This is a genomic window from Streptomyces sp. NPDC049585, from assembly GCF_040675615.1.
GTDB classification, from domain to species: domain Bacteria; phylum Actinomycetota; class Actinomycetes; order Streptomycetales; family Streptomycetaceae; genus Streptomyces; species Streptomyces luteosporeus.
The window spans coordinates 49,570-64,386 of the sequence record NZ_JBFAPE010000032.1 but is presented as its reverse complement, the minus strand read 5'-3'; the positions used below and the strand labels follow the sequence as shown (position 1 = coordinate 64,386).

The window sequence follows — 14,817 nt, the reverse complement described above, 5'->3', positions numbered from 1 at the left end:
TTTCTTTTAGTTCTTGTGTTGTTTTCAGTTTTTTTATATTACTTTCATGCACCAGCCTCGCGGGTGGGGGGCTCTAATCTTTCCGTCCGTATGCGCCGTGGGGCGCGGATCACGTGATCCGCGCCCCACGGCGTTCACTTACGCCCTCACTGGTCCCGGTACATCTCCGCGACCAGGAACGCCAGGTCCAGCGACTGGCTGCGGTTCAGCCGCGGGTCGCAGGCCGTCTCGTAGCGCTGGTGCAGGTCGTCGACGAAGATCTCGTCGCCGCCGCCCACGCACTCCGTGACGTCGTCGCCGGTCAGCTCCATGTGGATGCCGCCCGGGTGGGTGCCCAGGCCCTTGTGCACCTCGAAGAAGCCCTTGACCTCGTCCAGCACGTCGTCGAAGCGCCGGGTCTTGTGGCCCGAGGCCGCCTCGAAGGTGTTGCCGTGCATCGGGTCGCAGACCCAGGCCACCGCGGCACCGGACGCCGTGACCTTCTCCACCAGCGTGGGCAGCTTGTCGCGGATCTTGTCCGCGCCCATCCGGGTGATGAAGGTCAGCCGGCCCGGCTCGCGCTCGGGGTCCAGCCGGTCGATCAGCGCGAGCGCGTCCTCCGGCGTCGTGGACGGGCCGAGCTTCACACCGATCGGGTTACGGATCTTCGAGGCGAACTCGATGTGCGCCCCGTCCAGCTGGCGGGTGCGCTCACCGATCCACACCATGTGGCCCGAGACGTCGTACAGCCGGCCGGTGCGCGAGTCCACCCGGGTCAGCGCCGACTCGTAGTCCAGGATCAGCGCCTCGTGCGAGGCGTAGAACTCGACCGTGCGGAACTCCTCCGGGACCACCCCGCAGGCGTTCATGAAGTTCATCGCCCGGTCGATCTCCCGCGCCACCTGCTCGTAGCGCTGACCGGACGGCGAGGAGCGCACGAAGTCCTGGTTCCAGGCGTGCACCTGCCGCAGGTCGGCGTAGCCGCCGGTGGTGAAGGCGCGCACCAGGTTCAGCGTCGAGGCCGACGCCTGGTACATGCGCTTGAGCCGCTGCGGGTCCGGCGTACGGGCCTCGGGGGTGAACGCGAAGCCGTTGACGGAGTCGCCGCGGTACGTCGGCAGGGTCACCCCGTCGCGGGTCTCCGTCGGCTTCGAGCGCGGCTTGCTGTACTGGCCGGCGATCCGGCCCACCTTCACCACGGGCACCTGCCCGGCGTAGGTCAGCACCGCGCCCATCTGGAGCAGGGTCTTGAGCTTGTTGCGGATCTGGTCCGCGCCGACGGCGTCGAAGGCCTCGGCGCAGTCGCCGCCCTGGAGCAGGAACGCCTCACCGCGCGCGACGGCTCCCAGACGCTCGCGCAGCTGGTCGCACTCGCCGGCGAAGACGAGGGGCGGATAGCTCGAGAGCTCCGCGACTACATCGCGCAGAGCCTGGGCATCCGGGTACTCGGGCTGCTGCGCCGCGGGCAGGTGTCGCCACGTCGCCTGAGCGGCGACGGCATCGATATCAGCGTTCACGGTCACGCCTCAACACTACGGGGTCAGGAGAGCGGAATTCGTCGGATGCCCGCCTGGTGAGACGGATCGGCTCAGAACGGTCCCACCAGGACACCCCCGCATGCGCGGGGACCACATTGCCGACCTCGACTCCCAACCGCCCCTCGTCGGACCATCCCCGCGTGCGCGGGGAGCACGCCCTGTAGGAACGAATGCGCTCCCCGTCGGTCACGGTTATGCACTATGGTTCCCGACATGCTCGCGCAATCGACCCAGACCTGGTGGTGGACCGCTCGTCCGGCGGCCCACTGACTGCGCGAACACGGAATCGCGAAGGCCGCCCGAGGGGCGGCCTTCGGCGTCTCGGACGCGGCGCCAGCCGGCCGTTCCTCCCCCGCAGGAAGGAACACCGCCCATGTCATACACCGAGGACCTCATCGCCCGGCTGACCGACCCCGGCTGCCCGCCCTTCGCTCTGCTGCACCGCCGCACCCCGGGCCGGGACACCGGTACCGTCGAACTCCTCCTCGGCCCCGTCGCCGAGGCCGGCCGTCTCGCCGACATCCCCCTGCCCACCGGAGCCCCCGCCGGCGGCGGGCCGGCCCACGACGCCCTGGCCCTCGTCCCCTTCCGGCAGATCCGCGAGCGCGGCTTCGCCGCCCGTGACGACGGCACGCCCCTGCTCGTCCTCACCCCCCACGAGACCCATGAGCTCCCGCTCGACGAGGTCCTCGCCGCCCTGCCCGCCCACCGGGTGACCGTCGAGGGCGGGGCCTTCGACGTCGGGGACGAGGAGTACGCCGGAATCGTCCGGCGGGTCGTCGAGGAGGAGATCGGCACCGGCGAGGGCGCCAACTTCGTCGTCCGGCGCACCTTCGAGGGCGAGATCCACGGCTTCCACGCCGCCGACGCCCTCGCCCTCTTCCGCCGGCTGCTCGCCGGCGAGCGCGGCGCGTACTGGACGCACCTGGTGCACACCCCCACCCGCACCCTCGTGGGCGCCAGCCCCGAGGTCCACGTGCGGATGTCCGGCGGCACGGTCGTCATGAACCCCATCAGCGGCACCTACCGCTACCCGGCCGGCGGCCCCACCCCCGAGGACCTCCTCGCCTTCCTCCACGACCGCAAGGAGGTGGAGGAACTGTCGATGGTCGTCGACGAGGAACTCAAGATGATGTGCACCGTCGGCGACATGGGCGGCGTCGTCGTCGGGCCCAGGCTCAAGGAGATGGCCCACCTCGCCCACACCGAGTACGAGCTGCGCGGCCGCTCCTCGCTCGACGTGCGCGACGTGCTGCGCGAGACCCTGTTCGCCGCCACCGTCACCGGCTCCCCCGTCCAGAACGCCTGCCGCGTCATCGAACGCCACGAACCCCGCGGCCGCGGCTACTACGCCGGCGCCCTCGCCCTCATCGGCCGCGACGCCGGCGGTGCCCAGACCCTCGACTCGCCCATCCTCATCCGCACCGCCGACATCGACCGCTGCGGCCGGCTCCACGTCGGCGTCGGCGCCACCCTCGTACGCCATTCCGACCCGCACGGCGAGGTCGCCGAGACCCACGCCAAGGCCGCGGCCGTGCTCACCGCACTCGGCGTCCGACCGGGCCCCGTACGCCCCTCGGCGGCCCCGCCCGTACGCCTCGCCGACGACCCCCGCGTACGCGCGGCACTGGACGCCCGCCGCGCCGACCTCGCCCCCTTCTGGCTGCGGATGCACACCGCCCCCTCCACGGCCGCACCCGGCGGACATGCGCTCGTCGTCGACGCCGAGGACACCTTCACGGCGATGCTGGCCCATCTCCTGCGCACGGCGGGCCTCACCGTCACCGTCCGCCCCTACGACGACCCCGGCCTGCCCACCGCCGCCCTGACCCACCCGGGCCCGGTGGTCCTCGGCCCCGGCCCCGGCAACCCCTCCGACGCCACCGACCCCAAGATGCGCCTGCTGCGCACCCTCACCGCCGACCTCCTTGCCACCCACCGCCACGGCCTCCTCGGCGTATGCCTGGGCCACGAGCTCATCGCGGCGGAACTGGGCCTGCAGATCGTCCGCAAGCAGGTGCCCTTCCAGGGCGCCCAGGAGCGCATCGACTTCTTCGGACGCCAGGAGGCGGTGGGCTTCTACAACACCTACGTGGCACGAGGCACGACCGCCGACGGCGCGGAGCTGAGCGCCGACCCGGCGACGGGCGAGATCCACGCCCTGCGCGGCAACGGCTTCGCGGGCGTCCAGTTCCACCCGGAGTCGGTGCTCACGCTGAACGGGGCGGCGATCGTCGGGGAGCTGCTGGCGGGGGTGGCCGCTGTGGCGTGAACCACGCGCCGGTGCCCCGGCCACCGCTGTCACCTGCCGGGCACGCCGTGGGCCGGCCCGATGGGCTCGGGTCTCCAACAGGTTGTGAACGAGCTGGTGCAGCGGCAGGTGGGACAAGGCGACGCGGCGGGCACTCCGGGGAACACCCGCCGCGCCGTTCAACTCTGCGAGATCACCATGAGGGTGCGATGGCCTCTCTTGGCCGCTCTCAGCCGAAGAAGACCTTCGCCTCCTCATAGACCTCCAGCGGCACCGTCTTCAGCCGCGCCGTCGCCTCCGCCAGGGGCACCCGCACCACGTCCGTGCCCCGCAGCGCCACCATCTGCCCGAAGGCGCCGTCCCGTACCGCCGCGATCGCGTGCAGTCCGAACCGCGTCGCCAGCCAGCGGTCGAACGCGCTGGGCGTGCCGCCGCGTTGGACGTGGCCCAGGACCGTGGTGCGGGCCTCCTTGCCCGTACGGCGTTCGATCTCCTTGGCCAGCCACTCGCCGACGCCCGACAGGCGGACGTGGCCGAAGGAGTCGAGGGCGGCCGCGTCCTTGAGGACGAGGTCGCCGTCGTGCGGCATCGCGCCCTCGGCGACCACCACGATCGGCGCGTAGCTGGCGCGGAAGCGGGAGGTGACCCAGCCGCAGACCTCGTCGACGTCGAAGCGCTGCTCGGGGACGAGGATGACGTTGGCGCCGCCGGCCAGCCCGGAGTGCAGGGCGATCCAGCCGGCGTGCCGGCCCATCACCTCGACGACCAGGACGCGCATGTGCGACTCGGCCGTGGTGTGCAGCCGGTCGATGGCCTCGGTGGCGATGTTGACGGCGGTGTCGAAGCCGAAGGTGTAGTCCGTGGCGGACAGGTCGTTGTCGATGGTCTTGGGCACGCCGACGCAGCGCACGCCGTACTCGTCGTGCAGCCGGGCCGCCACCCCGAGGGTGTCCTCACCGCCGATGGCGATCAAAGCGTCCACCGCGTGCTCGGCGAGGGTGCCGGTGATGCGGCGCACCCCGTCGGGCTCCTTGAACGGGTTGGTGCGCGAGGAGCCGAGCACGGTGCCGCCGCGCGGCAGGATGCCGCGGACGGCGGGGATGCCGAGCGGGACGGCGGCGCCGGTCAGCGGTCCGCGCCAGCCGTCCCTGAAGCCGATGAAGTCGTAGTCGTAGTCCTGGACGCCCCTGCGGACGACCGCGCGGATGACCGCGTTGAGTCCGGGGCAGTCGCCGCCTCCCGTGAGCACTCCGATGCGCATGCCGGACACCCTCCCCTTCGCCGGGGACGACACCCGCAGGTTGCGCAGGGCGCTCAGGCGTCGTCGAGGCCTCGCTCTATCGCGTAGCGGACGAGCTCCACGCGGTTGTGCAGCTGGAGCTTGCCCAAGGTGTTCTGAACATGGTTCTGCACCGTCCGGTGGGAAATAACCAGCCGTTCGGCGATCTGCTTGTACGACAGACCCTTGGCGACCAGGCGCAGCACCTCGGTCTCCCGGTCGGTCAGCCGGGGGGCGCCGGGCTCGTCGTCGGCGGCGGGTGCCGGGGCCGCGGCCAGCCGGCGGTACTCGCCGAGGACGAGGCCGGCCAGGCCCGGGGTGAAGACGGGGTCGCCCGCGGCGGTGCGGGCCACGGCGTCCAGCAGCTCCTGGGTGCTGGCGGACTTCAGCAGGTAGCCGGTGGCCCCGGACTTCACGGCCTCCAGGACGTCGGCGTGCTCGCCGCTGGCGGAGAGCACCAGCACGCGCAGCGCGGGCATCTCGCCGACGAGTTCCTTGCAGACGGCGACGCCGGGCAGGCCGGGCAGGTTCAGGTCGAGCACCAGTACGTCCGGGGCGGTGGCCTTCGCCCGGCGCACGGCCTGCGGGCCGTCGCCGGCGGTGGCCACGATCGTGTAGCCGGCGGCGGCCAGGTCGCGGGCGACCGCGTCGCGCCACATGGGGTGGTCGTCGACGACCATCACCTTGATTGCGTCTGTGCTCATGCCTCGTTCTCGCTGCTCATGCCTCGTTCTCGCTCCCCCGGGGAACCTTCAGTTCGACTTCCGTGCCCTGGCCGGGCACCGACAGCAGTTCGGCCGTGCCGCCCAGGTCGCGCAGCCGGCCGCGGATGGACAGCGCCACGCCCATCCGCCCCTCGCGCTCGGCGTCGGCCAGGCGGCCCTCGGGGATGCCGGGGCCGTCGTCGCGCACGGTGACGATCACCTCGTCCGGTTCGTCCTCCAGCAGGATCCAGGTGTGGGCGTCCTCGCCGGCGTGCTTGGCGACGTTGTCCAGGGCGGCGCCGACGGCGGCCGCCAGCTCGGCGGCCGCGGACGCCTCCAGCAGCACCGGGGTGCCGGGCGCGGAGAGGGTGACCCGGCCCGAGGCGTGCGGCGCGAGCAGCGCCCGTACGTCGCACGGGCCGGCCGGCGGCGCGGGCGCGGGGCCCGGGGCGGTGCCGGCGGCCACGGTCCGTACGAGGGCGGCGTCCTCGGCGAGCTGGGCGGCCGAGCGCTGCGGGGGCACCAGGCCGCCGGCGATCAGGGTGCGCAGGGCGATCTCCTGCTCGCCGGCCATCCGGCCGAGCTCCGCCGCCTCGCCGCCGATCTGCGCGCCGCGCCGCTGGACCATGGCCAGCACCTGCAGGACGCCGTCGTGGATGTCGCGGGCCAGCCGCTCGCGCTCGCGGGTGGCGGCCTCGATCTGCAGGGCACGGGCCAGGGTGCGCTCACTGGCCCGGGCGACCTCGACGATGTAGCCGATGGCGACGGAGGAGACCCACACCAGGACGACGTTGTGCACGGTGTCCCGGGCCGGGCTGCCGCGCTCGACGAGGTTGACGACCGCGACGAGCGTCGAGCCGGCCGCCGCCCAGCGCCAGCCGCCCTTGATGGCCAGGCCCAGTACCGCCCCGCCGGTCCAGATGGACGGCAGCGTGGCCGCGCCTGCGTCGATGCGCTCGGCGGTGTCCAGCAGCGGGGTGAGCGCGATGCCCGTCAGCGCGATGGCCAGGTCGGTGACGAGGAAGGGCCTGGTGCAGCGCTCCGCGGAGGTGACCCTGTTCCAGGTCAGCGCCGTCCACACGGTCAGTACGCCCATGTAGAGCGCGGCCCCGAGGGGATGGGCGTACCCGTGACGGTTCAGGGCGAACAGCCCGAGCGCGTAGACCAGGCTCAGGATGCGGTAGCCGGTCAGCGCGCGCCACAGCGGCAGCTCCACCGACATCCGTACGACGCGCGGGCGCCCTGCGGTGCCCCGTGACATGAAACGACCCCCCTGCCGGGCGGCCGCCGTGCCGTACCGGCTCCTCCGCCGCCTAGCTCTCGCTGTCCTTGCCGTTCTTCGCCGTGTCCTTGTCGAGGCCGGCGGCCTTCGCGGCCTTCTCCTCCTCGGCCTTGCGCTTGGCCTCCTCCGCGATCTGCCGCTTGGCGGCGGTCGCGTAGATGTCCACGTACTCCTGGCCGGACAGCTTCATGATCTCGTACATGACCTCGTCGGTCACCGAGCGGAGGATGAAGCGGTCGCCGTCCATGCCGTGGTAGCGGCTGAAGTCCAGCGGCTTGCCGATGCGGATGCCGGGCCGCATCAGCTTGGGCACGACCTTGCCGGGCGGCTGGATCTTCTCCGTGTCGATCATCGCCACCGGAATCACCGGGGCGCCCGTGGCCAGGGCCACCCGGGCCAGGCCGCCGGGCTTGCCGCGGTAGAGACGGCCGTCGGGGGAACGGGTGCCCTCCGGGTAGATGCCGAACAGCTCACCGCGCTCCAGCACCTCGATGCCGCTCTTGATCGCGGCCTCGCCGGCCCCGCGCGCACCCGAGCGGTCCACGGGCAGCTGGCCGACGCCCTTGAAGAACGCCGCCGTCAGCTTGCCCTTGACCCCGGGGGAGGTGAAGTACTCCTGCTTGGCGATGAACGTGATCTTGCGGTCCAGCACCGCGGGAAGGAAGAAGGAATCCGAGAAGGACAGATGGTTGCTCGCGAGGATCGCGGGCCCCTCGGCCGGTACGTTCTCCAGCCCCTCCACCCACGGCCGGAAGGCAAGCTTCAGCGACCCGCCGATGGACAGCTTCATAGCGCCGTAGAACAACCGAGAACCTCCTGTGTGTGACGAGGAGACCTTAACCTGCCTACCCCCCGTGCGGCGCTCCGCGTAGGCTGAGGGCTCAAAGCCCCTCGTGTCCGTTGTCCCGTTGCTTCGATCGGAGATTCCGGTGCTGCTCCTCCCCGGAGCCGAGCCGTTCCGCCATGAGGGCGGAGAGGTCGGCGTCCTTGTGTGTCACGGCTTCACCGGTTCCCCGCAGTCCGTCCGGCCCTGGGCCGATTATCTCGCGGAGCGGGGCCTGACGGTGTCCCTGCCGCTGCTTCCCGGGCACGGCACGCGCTGGCAGGACATGGCGATCACGGGCTGGCAGGACTGGTACGCCGAGGTCGACCGCGAGCTGTGGCGGCTGCGGGAGCGCTGCAGGCAGGTCTTCGTGTGCGGCCTGTCGATGGGCGGCGCGCTCGCCCTGCGCCTGGCCGCCCACCACGGCGATGCGATCTCCGGCATCGCCCTGGTCAACCCGGCCAACAAGGTGCACGGCCTGGCGGCCCGTGCCCTGCCGGTGGTGCGCCACCTGATGCCCACCACCAAGGGCATCGCCAGCGACATAGCCAAGCCCGGCGTGACCGAGACCGGCTACGACCGGGTGCCGCTGCACTCCGCGTACTCCTTCCGCCGCTTCCTGCAGCAGCTCGACCGCGAACTGCCCCAGGTGACCCAGCCGTTGCTGCTGATGCACAGCCCCCAGGACCATGTGGTCCCACCGGCCGACTCCGCGCGCATCCTGGCCCGCGTCTCCTCCCTCGACGTCACCGAGCGGCTGCTGGAGAACAGCTTCCACGTGGCCACCCTCGACCACGACGCACCGAAGATCTTCGAGGAGACGCACGCGTTCATCGGCCGGCTCACCCTGGCCGCCGAGCTGCCCGGGGCGGCCGCTCATGGCTGAGCCCGACGCCGGTCGCGACCGCGACGACAGCCGCGACCCCCTCGACGAGGACCGCGCCTGGGCCGAGCTCGTCGCCGCCTACGGCGAGCAGCCCGACCCCGAGAAGGGCCTGTGGCCCGCGACCGGCAACGACGAGCCGACCGGTTCCGGCCACCGCACGGCGGAGCGTACGGAGGAGGCCGGCACCACCGCGGACCGCGCCCCGAAGGACCCCGGCACCGACCCCGGCCCCACCCCCACCGCCCCGCCCGCCGACAGCGGCCCCGTCGTGCGCGCCGCCGCCTCGCCGGGCCCGCGGGACTGGAGCCCGGTGGAGAAGGCGGGCGACGCGGACGACGAGGGTCACTTCGTCCCGCCGGAGCCGCCCCCGCTGCCCACGGGGGACACCACCTCCCGCTTCGCCTGGATCGCGGTGCTCGGCGGCCCGTTGCTGCTGCTGGTGATGGTGCTGCTGCGCCAGGAGCTCACCTGGTGGATCACCACCCTGGGCGTCGGTGGCTTCCTCGGCGGCTTCGCCACGCTCGTGCTGCGCATGAAGGACGGCGACGACGAGGACGACGACGACCCGGGTCGCGGAGCCGTCGTCTAGACCGTCCGGCCTTCCTCGTTCAGACCCGCTCGTCCCGCAGGGCCTTGAGCCGGGCCACGTCCGCGGCGTGCCCCTCCTTGCCGCCCGGCGTCTCGATCGTCAGCGGCACGCCCGCCGTCTCCGGGTGCGCGAAGAGCTCCCCGAAGGGCTCCGCGCCGATGTGCCCGGCGCCGATGTTGGCGTGCCGGTCCTTGTGGGCGCCGACGACGTCCTTGGAGTCGTTGGCGTGGATCAGCCCCAGCCGGCCCTCGCCCACCACGGACACCAGCTCGTCCAGCGTGGCCTTCACCCCGCCGGGCTCGGCGAGGTCGTGGCCGGCCGCGAAGAGGTGGCAGGTGTCCAGGCACACCCCCAGCTTCGGATGGTGCTCCAGCGCCTCGAAGTACGGACCGAGGTCGGCCACCAGGGAACACAGCGACGCCCCCTGGCCGGCCGTCGGCTCCAGCAGCAGCCGCGGATCGTCGTCGTGGGTGAGCTCCGCCAGCAGCGGCAGCAGCCGCTCGTGCACCTGGGCCAGCGCGATCTCCCGGCCCCGGCCGCCGGTCGCCGAACCGGTGTGCACCACCACGCCCAGCGCACCGATCTCCCGGCCCCGGCGCAGCGAGTGGCGCAGGGAGGCGACCGACTGCTCGACGGTGGCCTCGGTGTGCGAACCGAAGTTGATCAGGTAGGGGGCGTGGACGTAGACGGGGAGCTCCTCGGCCGCGCACGCGGCGCGGAAGGCCTCGTCCTGGGCGGGGTTGCCCGGCGGCGTCGCCCAGCCGCGCGGGTTGGCGACGAAGACCTGCACGGCCTCGGCGCCCATCCCGCGGGCGTACGGCAGGCCCGTCCTGGCCAGCCCGCCGGCCACGGGGATGTGGCCGCCGACAGGATTGCGCAGCCGGCCGCTCACCGGGCTCGTGGTGCTCACAGTCCGCCCTTCATCCTGATCACGATCGTGTCGCCCTTGGCCGCCTGGTCGCCGCCGCGCACCGACTGGGCCTCCACGGAGTCGCGCGGGAAGAAGAACGGGCGGTCGACCTGTACCTGGAAACCGGCGGCCTGCAGGATCTTCTTGGCCTCGGCCTCGCTGCGGCCGGTGACGTCCGGGACGATGACCATCTCCTTGCCCTTGGAGACCGTCACGGTGATCTCGTCGCCCTCGCCGGCGGTCTGCCCCTTGCCCGGCGTCTGCTGGGCCACGGCGCCCTTGGGCTTGTCGGAGAAGACCTGCTCGTCCGCCACCTTCACCGCCAGGCCCGCGTCACGCAGCCGGGCGGTGGCGTCCGCGACGGACAGCCCGGTGACGTCCGGCACGGAGATCTGGCGGCCCTTGCTGACCACGATCGCCACCTGCGACTCCGGCCGCATCTGCGTACCCGGCGCGGGGTCGGTGGAGAGCACCGAGTCCTTGGGGGTCTCGTTGCTGAACTGCCTGGTGATCTCGCCGACCGCCAGGCCCTGGTCCTCGATCTTCTTCTTGGCCTGGTCGAAGGGCATGCCCGCGACGTTCGGCACCTCGGCCTTCTGCGGGCCGCGGGAGACGGTCACCGTCACCTTGCCGGTGTTGCGGATCTTCTGGCCCGGCTTGGGGTCGGTGGCGATGACGTGCCCGCGCTCGACGGTGTCGCTGAACGCCTGCTTCACGCCGATCTCCAGGCCGGCCTTGTCCAGCTCCTGCTCGGCCTTGGCCTGGGTCATGTCCAGCACGGCGGGTACGGAGGTGAACTGGCCGGAGTTGATGTACCAGATGCCGGTACCGGCCAGGATCGCCAGCAGCGCACCGGCCGCCGCGAGCAGCCACAGCCGCGGGCGTCCGGGGCGCGGACGCGCGGGGACGGGCGGCGCCGCGGGCGGTGCGGGGGGCGGCGTGGCCGGCAGCTCGATGCGGGTCGTCCGGTCGATGCCGGGGTCCGCCGGCACCGTGCGCGGGATCACGCTCGTACGGTCATCGGCCGGCACGGGGCGGGGGATCACGCTCGTCCGTTCCTCGGAGCCGACCGGCTGCGGGCCCTGCTCGGGCGTCCGGGCACCCGGCGGCACGAGGTCGAGCTGAGCGTCGTCCAGGCCCGCCCGCACCTGCCGGACCTGCGCCAGCAGGGCCGCGGCGTCGACCGGCCGCAGCTCGGCGTCGCGCGCGGTCGCCGCGGCGACCAGCGCGTCCAGCCCGGGCGCGAGGCCGGGCACGGCCTGCGACGGCGCGGGCACGTCCTCGTGCAGGTGCTGGTAGAGGATCTGCGCGGGGGTGCCGCCGGTGTGCGGCTTGGCGCCGGTGAGCATCTCGTACAGCACCACGCCGCAGGCGTAGACGTCGGCACGGGTGTCGGCCGTGCCGTGCTCGATCTGCTCCGGGGCGAGGTAGGAGACGGTGCCCAGCACCGAACCGGTACTGCTGCTGGTGTTGGCGTCCACCGTCCGCACCAGGCCGAAGTCGGCGACCTTGACCCGGCCGTCGTCGCCGATCAGCACGTTCTCCGGCTTCATGTCCCGGTGCACCAGCCCGGCACGGTGCGCCGCGCCCAGCGCCGCCAGCACCGGCTCGGCGATGTCGAGCGCCGCCCGCGGGCGCAGGGCGCCGCGCTCGCGCAGGATGTCGCGCAGGGTGCAGCCGGCGACGTACTCCATCGCCAGGTAGACGTACCGGCCGTCGGTGCCCTGGTCGAAGACCCCGACCACATTGGGGTGGTCGAGCCGGGCCACGGCCCTGGCCTCCCGGATGAAGCGCTCCACGAACGCCCCGTCGGCGGCGAGGGAGGGGTGCATGACCTTCAGGGCGAGCACGCGGTCCAGCCGGGTGTCCAGGGCGCGGTACACCGTGGCCATGCCGCCCACGGCGACACGCGCCTCGACGCGGTAGCGGCCGTCGAGCAGCTGGTCGACGAGGGGGTCCGGCAGGGTCGTATCCACGGCACACGAGTCTACGAGCCGAGCCGGGCCCCCCTGCAGGGCCTTCGGCCCGCACGCCCTTTCTGCAGCCGAACAGTGACAGGAGCCGGCTTTCCCGTGCCCCGGGGGCAACGGCTCAGACGGGACCGAGCCCCGCCTGAGCCTTGATCGTGTCCACGGCTTCCCGGGTGAGCAACCGCAGGGGGACGACCGTCCAGCGGTCCCCCTTGCGCATGACCACGGCCTGGCCGTCCCTGGTGCGGCCGATGTGGACGAACCCGTGATCACGCCGCAGGTCCTCCGCCAGGTGTTCGCCGTGGATCACGGGGCTACTTCCTCTCGCGCTCCTCGTCGTCCGCAGCGGACGACCAGACGTCGCCGTTCTGGGACACGCGGGTGCCGGGGTCGGTGGCGGTGCCCTGGTTCTCCTGCGGGTCCCACTCGTCCTCGTTCTTCTTTCCCATGGTCCTGTGCTCCTTCCTGGTCATCAACACGGTGATGAGGTCTCTCGGTGCCGGTGCCGGTGCCGGTGCTGCAGCTCGTGGCGGCGGCGGAGCACGACCAGATCGGTGGCCAGGCTGTGGTCGCTGGCACTTCGTGCCTCGGCGCGGAGGCGCTCAAGGCGAGCACATTCCTGGCACGTCGCCTGTGCGAGTTCGCTTCTCACCGGCTCACCGCCGTCATCGATCTCGTGAGCCGGTAGGTGTCCAGCAGAACGCGTCCTTCGGGACAGGCCTTGTGCATTGTGCAGCGGCTGCATCGCGAGCCGTGGGCCAGGTAACGTGCCCGGGCTCTTTCGACAGCCTCGGGGGCCCAGCTGTCTGGGACCGGAAGGATGATCAAAGCTCCGTCTCCGAGGCGCATCCTTCGCCTTCCCCGCGCTCCTGTCGCGCTGCGGCGACGTGCCCCTCGGGCCACAGGCCGACGGCCGCGTCAGCAAGTGCAGCACGGCGGTGACGATCGCAGGAGGAGCGCCGCGAAGTGCTCTGCGCGCTGCGGCCGCAGAGGAGATCGTGCAGCTCGGCGCCGAAAGCGGTGGCCTCGTCGTGGGGCATGACGAGTACGCCGTCGCCGACGTGCGAGCCGTCGATGAGTACCCGGAGTTCCATTGCGAAACGGCCCGCCTCGGTGAGCTTGAGACGCCTTCCGGGAACGCGTTCGATCCGCAGCCCCTGTGCCGGGTTGGCAGTGGTGGTGGGCAACCCTTCTCGTGATCGCCCCTGTGTGGTCGTCATGTGACGGACGGTAGGGGTCGAGTCGTGCGTCGGCCCGGAAAATTCTTCCGGGCCTGGCAGGCTTCCGGGTTACGCGCCGGCCAGCATGCCGACGTGTGCCGCCAGCTCGCGCACCTCGCGCCGGTACGTCGGCCGGTCCCGCTTCAGCAGGGCGCCGAGCGCGTCCCGTACAAGAGGGAAGTAGCGGATTTCCTCGGGCGAGACTTCCTTGATGTTCCGGAGCACATGAAGTGTCCCGTAGTCGTCCCCCACCAGTCGGTTCGCGTGCATGACCTCGACCAGGTAGCGCGTGGTGCGCTCCAGCGGCAGGACACCACCCGCCTCCGGTACCTCCACGGTGTCGGCGAGCCGCAGGGCCTCACCTGCGTCGCCTTCCTCGACGGCCAGGTGCACGGCGTGCATGGCCACATTCGTGGGGCCGAACGAGGTGTGGAACTCATTCCTGTCGTTGCCGAGCCGTGCCGCCACTGCGTCGGCTTGGTGCAGCAGGTCCCAGGCTGCCGCTGCCCGGCCGCTGCGCACGGCAGCAATGACGGCTGCCAGGTGCAAGGCGCCGTACGCCGAGAGGTGCTCGGCACCGGCATCGTCGCCGGGCCGCACGTGGTCGATGGTCGAGCGCGCCAGCTCGAAGGAGTCGGCGACATCGCCCGAGCTGGTCAGGATGCCGCATACGTTCCAGGCCGAGGCCGCGATCAGGGCGGGGTCTCCCGTACTGTCCGCGATCTGCATCGCCCGGTCCGCGGCCGCCGTCGCCAGTGTGCGCTCACCGACGCGGCGCAGATAGACCTGGAGGAGGTGGAGCAGCGAGATGAGCGATCGCGCTGCCGAGGCTTCCTCCTCGCCCTGTGATGTGCGCAGGGTCAGGTACGCCTCGGCCAGCAGCCCGGGCAGCATCTCGCCCACCGGCCCATAGCGCTCTGTATGCGTCTCGTAGATTTGCCATGCTTCGTCGACGCGTTGTGCGAGCTCCGCCGCTGTCAGGGGCTCCCCGGGAAGGTCCGCCCCCAGCAGGGAGGGCAGGGTGTTCAGGGCGCGGCTGATCGCCGGTACCGCCGGATGCCTCGGTGATGCGGTGAGGGACAGTGAGACGGCAGGTCCGGTGAGGTCCGACAGGTCGCGCACACCGAGAACGCGCGCGATGTCGAGGAGCAGCGAGAAGTTGTTGACGGGGATCAGGTTCCGCTCGACCTTTGAGACCCAGTCCTCGGAGCGCCCCACCAGGCCTCCCAGAACCGCTTGCGACTTGCCGCTCCTGATCCTGAAGTGCCGGATGCGTTCGCCGATGCCGAGCTCAGGTACATCGATCATGTGTTCCCCTAGTGTGAGCACTCAACTACCAGAGTACGCATGTAGTTTGGCGCCGGTCTGCTGCCTGCTCGCAGACTA

16 protein-coding genes are annotated in these 14,817 nt (G+C 71.8%); 5 read left to right on the top strand and 11 right to left on the bottom strand.

Annotated elements, in window-relative coordinates; translation table 11 throughout:
- Positions 1–146: 146 nt before the first annotated feature.
- Positions 147–1,502 carry a class II 3-deoxy-7-phosphoheptulonate synthase gene (locus tag AB0K17_RS25685; protein ID WP_365984372.1) on the bottom strand — a complete coding sequence of 452 codons (1,356 nt, stop codon included), beginning with the start codon at positions 1,500–1,502 and terminating at the stop codon, positions 147–149.
- Positions 1,503–1,718: 216 nt separating this feature from the next.
- Here AB0K17_RS25685 and AB0K17_RS25680 point away from each other — a divergent pair, with 216 nt between their 5' ends.
- A complete protein-coding gene (locus AB0K17_RS25680) occupies positions 1,719–1,787 on the top strand; it encodes a trp operon leader peptide (protein ID WP_365984376.1) in 69 nt (22 codons plus the stop codon).
- Between the two features lie 103 nt (positions 1,788–1,890).
- Positions 1,891–3,789: an anthranilate synthase family protein gene (locus tag AB0K17_RS25675; RefSeq protein ID WP_365984371.1), complete on the top strand. Its 1,899-nt coding sequence runs from the start codon at positions 1,891–1,893 to the stop codon at positions 3,787–3,789.
- Positions 3,790–3,997: 208 nt separating this feature from the next.
- On the opposite strand, the gene AB0K17_RS25670 is transcribed toward AB0K17_RS25675, so the two are convergent.
- Genes AB0K17_RS25670 through AB0K17_RS25655 form a run of 4 tightly spaced genes read right to left on the bottom strand, consistent with a single transcriptional unit; the run spans position 3,998 to position 7,838 of the window.
- Entirely contained in the window at positions 3,998–5,029 is a 1,032-nt protein-coding gene (locus AB0K17_RS25670; RefSeq protein ID WP_365968270.1) for a 6-phosphofructokinase, read from the bottom strand.
- 53 nt (positions 5,030–5,082) lie between these two features.
- Positions 5,083–5,751, bottom strand: coding sequence for a response regulator transcription factor (locus tag AB0K17_RS25665; protein ID WP_365968269.1), 669 nt, complete (start codon positions 5,749–5,751; stop codon positions 5,083–5,085).
- Between the two features lie 16 nt (positions 5,752–5,767).
- Positions 5,768–7,012, bottom strand: coding sequence for a DUF5931 domain-containing protein (locus AB0K17_RS25660; protein WP_365984370.1), 1,245 nt, complete (start codon positions 7,010–7,012; stop codon positions 5,768–5,770).
- Between the two features lie 52 nt (positions 7,013–7,064).
- On the bottom strand, positions 7,065–7,838 hold the full coding sequence (locus AB0K17_RS25655) for a lysophospholipid acyltransferase family protein (protein ID WP_365968267.1): 774 nt from the start codon (positions 7,836–7,838) through the stop codon (positions 7,065–7,067).
- Between the two features lie 118 nt (positions 7,839–7,956).
- On the opposite strand from AB0K17_RS25655, the gene AB0K17_RS25650 reads away from it, so the two are divergent.
- A complete protein-coding gene (locus tag AB0K17_RS25650) occupies positions 7,957–8,742 on the top strand; it encodes an alpha/beta fold hydrolase (protein ID WP_365984375.1) in 786 nt (261 codons plus the stop codon).
- On the top strand, positions 8,735–9,331 hold the full coding sequence (locus tag AB0K17_RS25645) for a hypothetical protein (RefSeq protein ID WP_365984369.1): 597 nt from the start codon (positions 8,735–8,737) through the stop codon (positions 9,329–9,331). The genes AB0K17_RS25650 and AB0K17_RS25645 overlap by 8 nt, the downstream gene beginning before the upstream one ends.
- Before the next feature lie 19 nt (positions 9,332–9,350).
- Here AB0K17_RS25645 and AB0K17_RS25640 read toward each other — a convergent pair whose 3' ends face one another.
- The 4 genes from AB0K17_RS25640 to AB0K17_RS25625 all read right to left on the bottom strand — a co-directional run bounded on the left by AB0K17_RS25640 (position 9,351) and on the right by AB0K17_RS25625 (position 12,660).
- Positions 9,351–10,211: a deoxyribonuclease IV gene (locus tag AB0K17_RS25640; RefSeq protein ID WP_365984374.1), complete on the bottom strand. Its 861-nt coding sequence runs from the start codon at positions 10,209–10,211 to the stop codon at positions 9,351–9,353.
- 26 nt (positions 10,212–10,237) lie between these two features.
- Complete coding sequence (gene pknB, locus AB0K17_RS25635) at positions 10,238–12,217, bottom strand: Stk1 family PASTA domain-containing Ser/Thr kinase (protein WP_365968265.1); 1,980 nt, start codon at positions 12,215–12,217, stop codon at positions 10,238–10,240.
- A gap of 115 nt (positions 12,218–12,332) precedes the next feature.
- Positions 12,333–12,521 (bottom strand): hypothetical protein, encoded by a 189-nt coding sequence (locus AB0K17_RS25630; protein ID WP_365984368.1) that lies wholly within the window; start codon positions 12,519–12,521, stop codon positions 12,333–12,335.
- 4 nt (positions 12,522–12,525) lie between these two features.
- Positions 12,526–12,660, bottom strand: a complete 135-nt coding sequence (locus tag AB0K17_RS25625) for a hypothetical protein (RefSeq protein ID WP_365984367.1) — start codon at positions 12,658–12,660, stop codon at positions 12,526–12,528.
- Between the two features lie 47 nt (positions 12,661–12,707).
- Here AB0K17_RS25625 and AB0K17_RS25620 point away from each other — a divergent pair, with 47 nt between their 5' ends.
- Positions 12,708–12,899 carry a hypothetical protein gene (locus tag AB0K17_RS25620; protein WP_365984366.1) on the top strand — a complete coding sequence of 64 codons (192 nt, stop codon included), beginning with the start codon at positions 12,708–12,710 and terminating at the stop codon, positions 12,897–12,899.
- 136 nt (positions 12,900–13,035) lie between these two features.
- On the opposite strand, the gene AB0K17_RS25615 is transcribed toward AB0K17_RS25620, so the two are convergent.
- Together AB0K17_RS25615 and AB0K17_RS25610 are read right to left on the bottom strand one after the other, a co-directional pair.
- Positions 13,036–13,431, bottom strand: coding sequence for a hypothetical protein (locus AB0K17_RS25615; RefSeq protein WP_365984365.1), 396 nt, complete (start codon positions 13,429–13,431; stop codon positions 13,036–13,038).
- A 69-nt stretch (positions 13,432–13,500) separates the two neighbouring features.
- Positions 13,501–14,760 carry a helix-turn-helix transcriptional regulator gene (locus AB0K17_RS25610; RefSeq protein ID WP_365984364.1) on the bottom strand — a complete coding sequence of 420 codons (1,260 nt, stop codon included), beginning with the start codon at positions 14,758–14,760 and terminating at the stop codon, positions 13,501–13,503.
- Positions 14,761–14,817: the final 57 nt, after the last annotated feature.

Excerpts from the sequence above, each read along its gene's own strand:
- AB0K17_RS25615 (WP_365984365.1), bottom strand. The coding sequence starts at position 13,431 with ATGACGACCACACAGGGGCGATCACGAGAAGGGTTGCCCACCACCACT.
- AB0K17_RS25670 (WP_365968270.1), bottom strand. The coding sequence starts at position 5,029 with ATGCGCATCGGAGTGCTCACGGGAGGCGGCGACTGCCCCGGACTCAAC.
- AB0K17_RS25665 (WP_365968269.1), bottom strand. The coding sequence starts at position 5,751 with ATGAGCACAGACGCAATCAAGGTGATGGTCGTCGACGACCACCCCATG.
- AB0K17_RS25625 (WP_365984367.1), bottom strand. The coding sequence starts at position 12,660 with ATGGGAAAGAAGAACGAGGACGAGTGGGACCCGCAGGAGAACCAGGGC.
- AB0K17_RS25675 (WP_365984371.1), top strand. The coding sequence starts at position 1,891 with ATGTCATACACCGAGGACCTCATCGCCCGGCTGACCGACCCCGGCTGC.
- AB0K17_RS25660 (WP_365984370.1), bottom strand. The coding sequence starts at position 7,012 with ATGTCACGGGGCACCGCAGGGCGCCCGCGCGTCGTACGGATGTCGGTG.
- AB0K17_RS25645 (WP_365984369.1), top strand. The coding sequence starts at position 8,735 with ATGGCTGAGCCCGACGCCGGTCGCGACCGCGACGACAGCCGCGACCCC.